Annotated in this window: 11 protein-coding genes and 1 pseudogene; 10 read left to right on the forward strand and 2 right to left on the reverse strand. The window is 43.9% G+C overall.

Going from position 1 to position 12,836, the window contains the following annotated elements; genetic code table 11:
* Positions 1-286 precede the first annotated feature (286 nt).
* Positions 287-673 (forward strand): hypothetical protein, encoded by a 387-nt coding sequence (locus IPP67_04560; protein ID MBL0338443.1) that lies wholly within the window; start codon positions 287-289, stop codon positions 671-673.
* A gap of 207 nt (positions 674-880) precedes the next feature.
* Here the strand turns inward: IPP67_04560 and IPP67_04565 are convergent, their stop codons facing one another.
* Positions 881-1,285, reverse strand: a complete 405-nt coding sequence (locus IPP67_04565) for a hypothetical protein (GenBank protein ID MBL0338444.1) — start codon at positions 1,283-1,285, stop codon at positions 881-883.
* Between the two features lie 107 nt (positions 1,286-1,392).
* On the reverse strand, positions 1,393-4,089 hold the full coding sequence (secA, locus tag IPP67_04570; protein MBL0338445.1) for a preprotein translocase subunit SecA: 2,697 nt from the start codon (positions 4,087-4,089) through the stop codon (positions 1,393-1,395).
* Positions 4,090-4,434: 345 nt separating this feature from the next.
* Between secA and argJ the strand changes: the two genes are divergently transcribed.
* From argJ to IPP67_04615, 9 genes and pseudogenes are all read left to right on the forward strand, one after another.
* Positions 4,435-5,667 (forward strand): bifunctional glutamate N-acetyltransferase/amino-acid acetyltransferase ArgJ, encoded by a 1,233-nt coding sequence (argJ, locus tag IPP67_04575; protein MBL0338446.1) that lies wholly within the window; start codon positions 4,435-4,437, stop codon positions 5,665-5,667.
* Complete coding sequence (gene mutT / locus IPP67_04580) at positions 5,642-6,625, forward strand: 8-oxo-dGTP diphosphatase MutT (protein MBL0338447.1); 984 nt, start codon at positions 5,642-5,644, stop codon at positions 6,623-6,625. Before argJ ends, mutT begins: the two co-directional genes overlap by 26 nt.
* Positions 6,626-6,723: 98 nt before the next feature.
* Complete coding sequence (locus IPP67_04585) at positions 6,724-8,085, forward strand: hypothetical protein (protein MBL0338448.1); 1,362 nt, start codon at positions 6,724-6,726, stop codon at positions 8,083-8,085.
* Positions 8,086-8,762: 677 nt separating this feature from the next.
* Positions 8,763-9,254, forward strand: coding sequence for a hypothetical protein (locus tag IPP67_04590; protein ID MBL0338449.1), 492 nt, complete (start codon positions 8,763-8,765; stop codon positions 9,252-9,254).
* A 15-nt stretch (positions 9,255-9,269) separates the two neighbouring features.
* Entirely contained in the window at positions 9,270-9,560 is a 291-nt protein-coding gene (locus tag IPP67_04595) for a TrbC/VirB2 family protein (protein MBL0338450.1), read from the forward strand.
* A gap of 15 nt (positions 9,561-9,575) precedes the next feature.
* Positions 9,576-9,923: a type IV secretion system protein VirB3 gene (locus tag IPP67_04600; protein MBL0338451.1), complete on the forward strand. Its 348-nt coding sequence runs from the start codon at positions 9,576-9,578 to the stop codon at positions 9,921-9,923.
* 67 nt (positions 9,924-9,990) lie between these two features.
* Positions 9,991-12,293 (forward strand): annotated as a pseudogene (locus IPP67_04605) (VirB4 family type IV secretion/conjugal transfer ATPase).
* An 8-nt stretch (positions 12,294-12,301) separates the two neighbouring features.
* Positions 12,302-12,532 (forward strand): hypothetical protein, encoded by a 231-nt coding sequence (locus IPP67_04610; GenBank protein ID MBL0338452.1) that lies wholly within the window; start codon positions 12,302-12,304, stop codon positions 12,530-12,532.
* Positions 12,533-12,584: 52 nt separating this feature from the next.
* On the forward strand, positions 12,585-12,794 hold the full coding sequence (locus tag IPP67_04615) for a hypothetical protein (protein ID MBL0338453.1): 210 nt from the start codon (positions 12,585-12,587) through the stop codon (positions 12,792-12,794).
* Positions 12,795-12,836 lie beyond the last annotated feature (42 nt).

A 12,836-nucleotide genomic window follows, 5' to 3' on the forward strand; every position in this document is an offset into this window, starting at 1 on the left:
TGGTATAGGGGGATAGGGTAGAATGAGATATTCCGGGTAAAATAGAGTTGTTGATAGGCAAATAAATGGTGCGGTAAAAAAAACAAAAGTAATTTCATTGGCACATTAATTGCGCTGCTGCAGGCGGATTTTTTTATAACCCTATGGCATTGGCGGGTTTCAGAAAGTTTCATGAGTTTTTATAATAATCCTTATAAGAAACTATAGTCAGTCAAACCACAGAAAATAGCTGTCATTTGTGAAAAGCTTCTGGAAGTTTAAACCTTAACATTTTTCCAGGAGAAGAATGATGAAACTATCTAATGCTTTAACGGCAATATCTTGTATCTTACTGCTAAGCCAAACTATGCAACAACCTGCTTTTGCGGGTTATAACCCTGAAGATCCACAAGGCCCGACAGATCCGCAAGGTCCAAACGATCCGCAAGAACCCAATAATCCGGGGCCAGATTCAGGCAAGGCAGACCCGGTTAATCCATCTTTTGATCCCGTAGGTAGTGGGGATAGGAACCCAGGTGAGCAATGGGGGCGTAATGGCGGCGGCGATATGCCATTCGACCTGCGGTTGGGATATCAAGGATTGGTTTTGTTGGATTCATGTACAGGTGAAGACGTGATCACAAAAAATATTTGTGTGGTACAGCCGAATGTGGCTTCACTGCCAACGGAATAAAGGCCTAATCACTAGAAATGAAAACAGCCAAGGAATTGCCTTGGCTGTTTTTCTGAAAAACTGTTTTAATCAACTTCAAGGCCAACATTTTGCCTTAACAAAACTCTCCAGCCGATAAGTCACATCAATCGATGGTATTTTTAAAGGTAATTCTAAGTGTGCCAGAAACAAAAAAGCCTAAGGCAGGCTTTACAATCTTAAACCTCATTACTCTTTAGGCCAGCTGGTCCTTGGAACCCGATCGCCTATCCCTTCAATATAAAACTCTTGATCTAACTGCATATCGGATTTGAAAACATATCCTTGCAATTTCCACATTTGAACGGCACCAGCATAAGTCGTCCAAGGGAAAATCCAATATTTGGCTTTGGCAAAATCTTCGGGTGTTTCAAGCAATTTGCCATTGCCATCGTAAAATACCACAGAGTCTCTGACAACTTCTGTTTGATAAAGTTCTAATTTATCATTCTTTAAAACAGCAATAACTTCGTCCTCTGCAGTTAAGCCTTGAGCATAAAGCTCATTTTCTGCTGCTTTCTCTGCAGGCGTTTGAGCTGCCGCCATGTTTGTAGAGACAAATAAAAGGGTAATACCAATGATCCACTGACGCATCGTAAAATTCCTTTAATGGGCGGTAATATAAAATCTTACATTGATGTATATAGCATTATTGAACTCGGCGCTATATTTTTCCGATCAAACAGGTATCTCAGGAAATTTTAAATTTTCCCGTGACACTGTTTAAATTTTTTGCCTGATCCGCAAGGACAGAGAGAATTCCTGGGGGTTGCTTGCCAATTAGGTGGCAGTTTAGACGAAGAATTGGCTGGGCTTTGCAAATGACCAGCACTACTCGGCAGTTGGCGTTGGGGGTTAGGGTCATTTCTATTGTCAGTCGGGCGATTGCGCGCTGCTGCCTGCGGCAATGCTGCAGTTGGTTGATCGGTACGGATTTCCAAATGCGACAAAACCGCTGTTACTTGTTCGCGTAATTTACCTAAGAAACCCGAGAACATGTCAAATGCTTCCCGTTTATATTCGTTTAAAGGGTCACGTTGGCCGTACGCACGCAAGCCAATGCCTTGCCGCAGATGATCCAAGCTTAGCAAATGTTCTTTCCAGTTTTGATCCAGTAATTGCAATAAAATACTTTTTTCCGCAAATTGCAGCATTCCTGCGCCGTATTTGCTTTCTTTTTCTTGCATTTTGACATTGGAGGCTTCAGTCAAGCGTTCTCCAATTTCAACGGCCGTAATATCCTCTTTGACCCATTCTTGTAGGGGCAAATCAAGGGCTAATAGGCGAATAGATTCTTCATGCAGGCTTTTGATATTCCATTCTTCTGCATAAGATTTGGCTGGCAGGTAAGTGGCGGTTAAATCTTGGATAACCTGATGGCGCATATCATCCACCATCTCGCGCACACTGGTGGTTTTCATCAAATCGCGCCGTTGCTCATAAATGACTTTGCGTTGGTCATTCATGACATTGTCATAGCGGAGCAAGTTTTTGCGGATGTCAAAGTTCCTGGCTTCAACCTTTTCCTGGGCTTTTTCCAAGGCTTTGCTAACCCAAGGATGGGTGATGGCCTCATTCTCCTTAAGCCCGAAGCGGACCAATAAAGCATCCAAACGTCCGGATCCGAAGATACGCATCAAATCATCTTCCAAAGACAGAAAAAACCGGGAAATCCCTGGATCGCCCTGACGTCCAGAACGGCCACGCAACTGGTTATCAATCCGGCGACTTTCATGACGCTCGGTACCGATAATAAATAAGCCACCCACATCCAACACTTTTTTCCTGGCGGCTTCAATTTCTGCCTTAATTTTTTCAATTTTGCGCTTTTTCACGTCATCACTATCGCTATCCAGCACTTCTTGCCGGATACGCATATCAAGATTGCCGCCCAATTGGATATCGGTGCCGCGGCCTGCCATATTGGTGGCAATAGTGACGGCGCCTGGCGTGCCAGCCTGGGCGATAATTGCCGCTTCTTGTTCATGATAGCGGGCATTTAACACTTGATGGTCGATATGACGAGCTTTTAAGAGCTGCGCGATCACTTCGGATTTTTCGATACTTACGGTGCCGACCAAGACGGGCTGCTGTTTTTTCCGGCATTCTAAAATCAAATTGATGATGGATTGATATTTTTCCTTAGCTGTCCGATAAACTTCATCTTGTTCATCTTTCCGTTGCATCGGGCGATTGGTCGGAATGGCAATCACGTCCAAATTGTAAATTTCGGCAAATTCAGATGCCTCTGTCATGGCGGTGCCGGTCATCCCGGATAATTTCGGATACAGACGGAAGTAGTTTTGGAAGGTAATTGAGGCTAATGTTTGGTTCTCATTTTGGATTGGCACGCTCTCCTTGGCTTCCAAGGCTTGATGCAGCCCTTCTGAATAACGCCTACCTTCCATCATACGACCGGTAAATTCATCAATGATGACAATTTTCTTATCTTTGACAATATAAGCGACATCACGCTCAAATAATTTATGGGCCCTTAAGGCTGCTTGAATATGATGCAATAAACCGATATTAGGTAAATCATATAATGACCCCTCTGACATCAACCCGCTTTGCCGCAACAATCCCTCAAATTTTTCAATGCCTTGGTCGGTTAAAGTGACTTGGCGCGCTTTTTCATCTTTCTCAAAATCGCCCTCTCCTAACTTTGGGACGAAAACGTTAATCTTGGTATACAGTTCTGAATTGTCTTCCGTTGGCCCCGAAATAATCAAAGGGGTACGGGCCTCATCAATCAAAATGCTATCAACTTCGTCCACAATCGCATAATTAAAATCCCGTTGTACCATGTCTTCCAAGCGGTATTTCATATTATCGCGTAGGTAATCGAAGCCCAATTCATTATTCGTGCCATAGGTGATATCACAGAGATAAGCGGCCCGGCGTTCATCATCGTTCAACCCGTGCACAATCACGCCAACTGTTAAACCTAAAAAGCTGTAAATCCGCCCCATCCATTCAGCGTCGCGTTTTGCCAGATAGTCATTGACGGTGACAATATGAACACCTTTGCCCGACAGCGCATTCAAATAGGCAGCTAAGGTGGATACAAGGGTTTTCCCTTCCCCCGTCTTCATTTCGGCAATCATGCCGCGATTTAAGACCATTCCACCAATTAATTGCACGTCATAATGACGTTGTCCTAAAATCCTTACAGCTGCTTCACGGACGGTGGCAAAAGCATCTGGTAATATGGCGTCTAATTTTTCACCCTGCTTCAGCCGTTCTTTCAACCATATGGTCCGCTGCGACAATTCCTGGTCAGATAGCTTTTTAACAGATGGTTCAAGCTGGTTAATCTGAGTGATAGTTTTCCGCAAAGACTTTAAAAAACGATCGTTAGCGGAACCAAAAAGTTTTTTCAAAAGATTTATCGGCATTTAATCCTCAATGAATCGCAGACCGGGGAAAAGGGCATCCGGTTGGCAAGATATAAACACGCCCGCCCCATATTACAAGGCACATTTTTGCCACATAAAAGCTTCGTTCGTCTAACCAATAGCGTTCGTCATCCTATCATTGCTGACAGCAAGATGGAAACAAAATTTTTCATCAATAGGGAAACATACCGGAAAAAATGATGTTTGTTAGGGTTGGGAACGAAGAGTTAAGCTGGTATTTAGGGAATTTGCAAGGGAATATCAGGACAAGTAGTTGACGGCACCCACCGAAGCGCTTATTGAAATAAAAAACAGCCAGTAACATCAGGTCACTTATTACAGGATATGGCCATGACTCATCTTTCCCCCTTTACTCCCAAACAATTGGCAATTTTGCCAGCGTTAAAAAATGTGCAAATTAGCACCACCAATTGTGGCTTGAAATACAAAAACCGGGATGATTTGTGTTTAATGGTTTTCCCCGCTTCCAGCAATGTGGCTGGAGTTTTTACCAAATCCTTGACTGCTTCTGCCCCGGTGTTGCGTTGCCGTCAGAACTTACACCAAGGGACGGTGCGGGCGATCCTCATCAATGCTGGCAACTCCAATGCTTTCACAGGTAAGGCAGGGGAGGATGCGGTGACCAGGTGCCTGCAAGATGTTGCCCATCATGTTGGTTGTTCCCCCAATCAGGTTTTTATGGCCTCAACCGGGGTGATCGGCGAGCCTTTGAAAGATGACCTTATCCGTGGAAAAATTCCAACCCTCATGGCTCATTTGGGCGAAAATAATTGGCAGGCAGCAGCCCAAGCGATCATGACCACCGATACCTTTGCCAAAATGGTGACAAGGCAAGCCAAAATCGGTAGGACTAGTGTAACGATCAATGCAATTGCCAAAGGTTCCGGCATGATTGCGCCTGATATGGCTACCATGCTGGCTTTTGTGGCAACGGATGCTCTAATTCCTGCGGCCACCTTGCAAAAACTCCTGAACCGGGCGGTTGATCAATCCTTCAATTGCATCACTGTTGATGGCGATACCTCCACGAGTGATAGCTTGATTGCTTGTGCAACCGGCGAAGCTCAGCATGAGGATGTCCTAGAAAATCCCAATCTTCTGGCTGATTTTCGCTATCAATTTGACCAAGCATTAATTGATTTAGCTTGTCAAGTGGCTAAGGATGGTGAGGGAATTAGCAAATTCATTACCATTCAGGTCAATGGCGCTGCTTCGAGGGCAGCAGCCCGCAAAATCGGCTTAACGATTGCCAATTCACCCTTGGTGAAAACCGCAATTGCCGGGCAAGATGCCAATTGGGGACGCATTGTGGCGGCGGTTGGCCGGTCAGGGCAAAAAGCCAACCGGGATAAATTATCCATTGCCATTGGTGGGGTGCAAATTGCCAAAGATGGCTTGCGGTTGCCGCACTATGATGAAACACCCGTTGCCCAGCATATGAAAGGCAAAGAAATCAATATTGAGGTTGATGTGGGGATCGGCACGGGTAAAGCGAAAGTTTGGACATGCGATTTAACCCATGGATATATTGATGTCAACGCCTCCTATCGTAGCTAGTTTATTGGCTTGCCCTTTGCAGACCACTCGTCTGCAATTGCGGCAACTGCAGTTGAGTGACCAGGAAGCTGTTTACCGATTGGTCAATAATCCCGAAGTTTCCAAACAAACTGCCCGCATCCCTTATCCCTATACCATCGCAATGGCAGGCGAATGGATTGCTGCTATGCCCGAGCGGGTGAGGGAAGGGGAATATGTCTGGGTGGTTATTGAAAAAAACAGCCAGCAATTGGTTGGTTGCATCAGTTTTATTTGGGAATTTGCCCAAAAAGAAGCGGTGGTGGGGTATTGGCTGGGCCAGCCTTTTTGGGGCAAGGGATATATGAGTGAAGCATTGGCAGCGATTGTTGAACATGCTTTTATTTTTCTTCCCATCCAACAATTACAGGCCCATGTCCGTCAAGAAAATTTTTCATCAAAGCAGGTGCTGAAAAAAAATGGGTTTCAGCCGATTGGTTCCAAAGTGGAATATTTCCCCGTTCGACAAGAAAATGTGGAATTAGATACGTATAGTTTAAGTCGCGATAATTGGTTCAAACGCCAAATATCCCCTGTTCCTATCCTTTTGGTGGGGGCTGCCATTTTACTCAATCAAGACCATCAGATTTTGTTGGCGCAACGCCCAGCGGGAAAAGCAATGGCGGGGTTGTGGGAATTTCCGGGCGGTAAGATTAATCCGGGTGAAACCCCGGAACAAGCCGTCATCCGGGAATTATTTGAAGAATTGGATATCACCGTTAAGGAGGCATGTTTGGCGCCCTTTACTTTTGCTTCCCATCGATATCGTGCCTTTCATTTGTTGATGCCGGTTTTTGTATGCCGTCGTTGGCAAGGTGAGGTTAGGGGCAAAGAAGGCCAGCAACTGCAATGGGTGGCAACCAATCAATTGTCGCGCTACCCGATGCCACCCGCAGATATTCCCCTAATTGCCCCCATCCGGGATTTTTTGGGCAAGTGATTGCGGCCTCGGTCCACTTGATATCTAGCCCGAATCACTTTATTAAACTCAAGAAAATTTTAATAAACGGGTTCTTTTTTAATTTAAGAGTCGCTAAAATGAGAATAATCCTATTTCTTTGGGCAATCTTTTTTCTCCCGACCACTTTAGTCGCTCAAAATCCAATCATATCCGCCGAAGGTGGCTGGCAATTGCAGGAAATGCCTATTTTGCAACCTTCGCCTGCCCTAATCCAGCAAAGTTATTTATATTCCTCGCGTTGTATCGGCGGGTCATTTCCAGATCAAGGATACTGGCTTTATTGTGAGGCATCCGACCAAGACAAATATAGTGTTGAAGGCAAAAAAAAGAATTGGCTGGGATTAGAGGGATGTGATGTTGGCCAGGTCTATTATCCTTCCTTAGATAATCAAATTCCTTTAGCCGGGTTAAGAAATTGTCAATTGCTGGTTGCTAAAATCGATCCTGCTAGTGATGCAAATAAACAGATGGCTCTGCTCCAATTGCTGGACAAGGAAGGTCGTATCATATGGTCTTATGACCATTCGATTCTTTTAGAAAAACTGATTCCAGGGGGTGATATCTACCCTACCGTGCCGTATCGCGATTTAATGGTAGAGAATCAGGCGGGGTACTTGTTGTTTGATGGGGAATATGTCGTTCAGGTAGACATACAGGGAAAATCTATATGGAAAACCCCGATTTCAGAAATCATCCAAGGGGACAGTAAACAATTCCCGAAAGTCGAGGTCACCTCCGAACGTTATCGTCCACGAATTCTGTCAAACAAGCAGGGTTCCATTTATGTGACGGTACCTATTGTTGTTGATTCTGAAATATATCCCAAGATGTTTGTTTATCAAATCGGTCCCCAGCAACAAAAATTCCACCCAGTATTTAATAGTTCAGTATTTGAGAAAAATGACCGCAGTCTGAATGCAGAAACACAAAGGTCTTGGTCATATGAACCCCTTATTTTAGGGAATGGGGAGTTGGCAATTGTATTTTCTGGCGATAGCTCATTAGGATTCTCATTAGGATTATTGAAATTTAATTCTTTAGTGAAGGATTGGAATATATGGTGGCAGCAAGAAAGGTCTGACTACCAAGAAATTTTGTCAACCATCCAAACTCCAATCAGTCAAGTGATTTTAGCCCATGTTTCCCCGGTTCACAGTTTTGAGGATTACTATGACGATCCCGAGGGAATAAAGAGCGTATCCCAAGTTATGATGGATTATACTATCCGCCTCATTAATATAGCAGATGATGGAGGATTCGAAGGAGAAAGCACATTTCTGTTACAGCATGATTTAACCATCACCGCATCCACCACTCAACCCATTGGTTACTTAGCTTATATGCCTTTAGAAGGGCTACGGGTGATGATGAACGTGGCGCCTGATTATTGGCGTGATTGGCAGTTTTTCAAGTTGAAAGAAATAATCCCGTCGGAATGAAACAAATTCTAGGCAGTTTTGATGATGATCCATAAATAGGAAAGGGGCTGGCTTGGATAACTAGGATGGATATAGTTTAGCCCATTGTTTCAGCTAAGTTAATTGGGCTTGCGGATGGGTATCAACGCCACTAGCACCCCTTTAAAACCAGCCAAAATTGGCCTTGGGATACCATTAAATTTGCATCATGCCGCTTTTTGCATAGGGTTCCAATCATGATCAGATGCAATTCCATACATTGTATCCAGATACCCAGCTTTGCCAATAATACACGGTCTTATTGCGATGCACCCCCACTAATTATCCTGCACATCGCGCTCTCGTTCCAGCTACAAAATGCTTTGTTAATCGTTCCTGAATTTGCTCCCTTAATCTGCTTTTTCTTATCATAATTCAGGACAGACCCATTGATTTTAGTCATTTGGACAATTTATAAACGCTTTACCAATATAACATTTTTTAGAATTTATTGGCTGCTAATATAGTCTTTTAGATGGTCATTGATCAGGTAATATGACTAAATCCATCCCAATGAAATAATTTTCAATAGTGTTATTGATCACACTCAATATTTAAATTCCTCATTATCATCCGCATTATTAAAACACTTTTTAACTTTTCAGTGTTTAGGTGTTGTAAATAACAATTAGGTGTTGTAAACAATAATGAGGATCTTCATGAAGAAACTATTTTTTTCTTTTTTGTTCTTTTTTATGGGTGAAACGGCCTACGCATCAGATTGGGGATGCCAGGTCGTTTTATGTTTGAGCAACCCTGGTGGCCCTACCCAATTTAAGGAATGCGTGGAACCTATCAAAAAACTTTGGGAGGCTTTAGCAAAAGGGAAGCCTTTCCCAACTTGTGAAGAAGGGGGGATTAGCATGTCAAAAATTGGGTATGAACGTTATGAGGAATGCCCAGCTGACTTTCGGTTAACCGATGTGACGACTTGGGAGGAGTACAAAGATCACGGGCGAAAAGTGACGACATCGGTCTGCCGTCATCTAACCAAGAAAATTACCGTGCCCTGTCGCGAAGATGACAAGGTCATCGGCAGAAGCTGTGAAGTTCCCTACGATATCCCTGCCAGGGAAAGGGACAAGCCAAACTATATCGATATTTCCTATCAGGGCGGAGGTTTCCGCACCTGGTTTAAAATAGAACATTAATTATGGGAGTTATAAATGCCAAAAAACTTTTTTCAAATTTTTATTCTGACACTCGTTTGCGGATTAGCTTTTATGGAACCAGCTTCTGCTACACCAGTTACCGATAATATCGGGGGTGTGTTACAGAAAATTATTGATCTTCTGACGGGGGTTTGGGGTACTTCGATTGCCATCATTGCCGTGGTTATTACAGGATTTGGCTGGATGTTTGGGGGGTTGGATATCCGCAAGGCCTTTTTTATCATTATTGGGATTGCCTTGGTTTTTGGCGCCCCGCAAATCGTTAACATGATTCAAGGTAAATAATCCGGGGCAAATAATATGGATAACCAGCAACTGAATAGGCATACCTTATTCTTGGCTTGCACCAGGCCCGCCATGATGCTGGGTGTGCCTACGGTTGCGATGGTCCTGAATTGTTTGATGACCATGATTATTTTTATTATCAGCAAAAACTTTGCTTATCTGCTTCTTTGCGTGCCGGTTCATTATATTTTCCGGGCGATTGTTCGGAAGGATGTGAACCAATTTAATATCCTTTTCCTTTGGCTGCAAACCAAGGCCAGGGGGATGAATAAATCTTTTTGGGCGGGCACGACCATCTCTCCCTTAATCATCAAGCGCAAAAAATTAACATGGGAAGAATACCGTGCTTTTAACAAAAACTAGGGTTGTCAAAAGGGAATTAGATGACATTGGCATTTATCTGCCATATCTGCGTCATATCAATGACAGCATGGTCATGCTGGAAAACCGCCATATGATGACGGTGATCAAACTAGATGGCATTAGTTTTGAAACCATGGATATTGATGATATTAACGCCCTCAACAACCAACTGAATTTAGTTTGGCGTAATATCGCCTCTGATCAATTATCCATCCTGCATCATTTGATTAGGCGGGAAGAAAAAAACTATCCCAGCGGCGATTTCCAATCATCTTTCGCCCAGAAACTAGACGATACGTACCGCCAGCGGATCGACAATACCAAATTATTCGTCAACGACCTATATCTAACCTTAGTTTGGCGGCCAAAAAATGCGTTGCAGGAAAAAACCAGCGCCTTATTAGCCAAAATTAAGAAAAGCAAAAAAGAAGATACGGAAATTGATCAGGCTGAAATCAAAGATTTTGATGAAATCATCCGCAACCTTCTTTCCTTTTTACAACGCTATTATCCGCGCATCTTAAGGGTATATGCGGATAAAACCAATTATGCCGAACATCCGGTTTTATTTTCCGAGCCTGCCGAGTTTTTAAGGCAATTACTGACGGGTTCCTTGGATCCTGTTCCCTTGGTGCGCGGGAAAATGGGCCGTTCTATCCATACCGACAGGGTTATCTTTGGCCATGCGGCTTTTGAAATTAAGAAAATGGACCATTCTTTATTTGGCGGCATCTTGGCCCTTAAGGAATATATGCCCAGCACCTATCCGGGCTTGATTAACAGCCTGCTATACGCCCCTTTTGCCTTTGTTTGCAGCCAGGGATTTAGCTTTCTTGGAAAGCCAGAAGCCAAGGGCAAGATGGTGCGGAAACAAACGGTGATGATTTCCAGCCAAGAACGGGCTTTCTCCCAAATTGATGATCTGGATGACGCGTTGGATGATTTGGAATCCAACCGTTTTGTCATGGGGGAACATCATTTTTCCCTTTTAATCCATGGGGATTCCTTGCCCAATTTGGAAAGAAATATGGCGGAGGGCCGCAGGCGGCTGGCAGATGCCGGGGCGGTGGTGGCCAGGGAAGATTTAGGGTTGGAGGCGGCTTTCTGGGCACAATTCCCCGATAACCGCAAATTCCGCACCCGGCCCGCCCCCATTACCAGCCGCAATTTTGCGGATCTGGCCAGTTTCCATACCCATCCCTCTGGAAAAAAAGACAATAATCATTGGGGCCAAGCGGTGGCTTTGTTAAAGACAGCCAGTGGGTCACCCTATTACTTTAATTTCCATGTGAATGATCTGGGTAATACGTTCATTTGTGGCCCGTCGGGAAGCGGGAAAACCGTGGTGCAAAACTTCCTGTTGGCGCAGCTCGAGAAATTTGACCCCCAACGCATCTTTTTCGATAAAGACCGGGGGGCCGAGATTTTTATTAGGGCTTCTGGCGGCACTTATCTGACCCTTAAAAATGGGAAACCGACCGGGCTTTCCCCCTTAAAATCGTTGGACTTAACCCCGGCCAATCTATCTTTTTTGCGCTTATTTATTCATAAATTAGTTTCAGCCCCTGGCCGTCATTTAAGCGTGGTCGAGGACAAGCGCATCGCCTCTGCCTTAGAAGGCCTTAAAAACATTCCCCAGCAGCAGCGTTCTTACTGGCCTTGCGGCAACAATTGGGGCAGCAAGACCCGGAAGGGATTGGCGCCCGTTTGGAAAAATGGTGCTTTGGGAAAACATTGGGGTGGGTTTTTGACAATGAAAAAGACCAACTCGCTTTAGACCAAAGATTAACGGGTTTTGATATGACCGAATTTTTGGATAATGCCGAAATCCGCACGCCCCTGATGATGTATCTGTTCCACCGGGTGGAACAACTGATTGATGGCCGACGGATCGTGATTGATATTGATGAATTCTGGAAAGCCTTAAATGATGAGGCGTTCCGGGATTTAGCGCAAAACAAGCTCAAAACCATCCGCAAGCAAAACGGTTTTCTGGTGTTTGGCACCCAATCCCCCGCCGATGCCTTAAAATCAGAAATTTCCCATACGATTATTGAGCAATGCCCCACCCAAATATTCTTCCCCAACCCCAAAGCATCGGAAGATGATTATTGTGGCGGGTTTAAGCTGACCTATAAGGAATATATCTTGATTAAGGAAGAAATTATCCCGGAAACACGGCGTTTTTTAATTAAGCAAGGTCATTATTCGGTGGTGGCGGAGCTGAATTTAAATGGCATGAATGATGATTTAGCCATTTTGTCGGGCACAACCAAAAATATTGAGCTGCTGGATCGGGTGATAGAGAAAGTGGGGGACAACCCAGACCAATGGTTGCCCTTATTTCTGAACGAACGGCAAAAGGCATAGGGGGAACCATGGAACTGCTTGAATCCGGGAACAATGATTTTACCATCAAATTAGATTGGAAACATGACTTAAATGTGATTTTTGTCGTTTTAATGGCGGTTAGCAAAAAATATCAAGACCTTGATAGGGAAATTGCAAACCTGACGAAAGAAGAGGTGGACGGGCTTAAAAAACATTTCCTAACCACCCGTACAAAAACTTTTTCTGAGAAAAAACAAGTCAGGGAAATTGAGTCATGAGATATATATATTCAAGAGATTGAAAAAAAAATTTGATTTAAAGGAGAAAACCATGGAACTGATCGCCGCCGATAAAGACACTGTCACCATCAAGATGAATTGGAAAGAGGAATTTAACGCGATTGTTGCGGTTTTTATGTCGGTTAACCAGGAATATGAGAAGCTTGATGAACAAATTCATAATTTGTCAAAAGATCAAATAAAAAGGCTCAAAAACGCTATGACCGAAATTGGCAAGAAATTTCCCTTGAAAGGCCGATGATAGGAATCATGACGATAATTGATAACCAGCCTTATAGACTGC

Source organism: Rhodospirillaceae bacterium (genome assembly GCA_016722635.1).
In the GTDB taxonomy this organism is placed as follows: domain Bacteria; phylum Pseudomonadota; class Alphaproteobacteria; order JAEUKQ01; family JAEUKQ01; genus JAEUKQ01.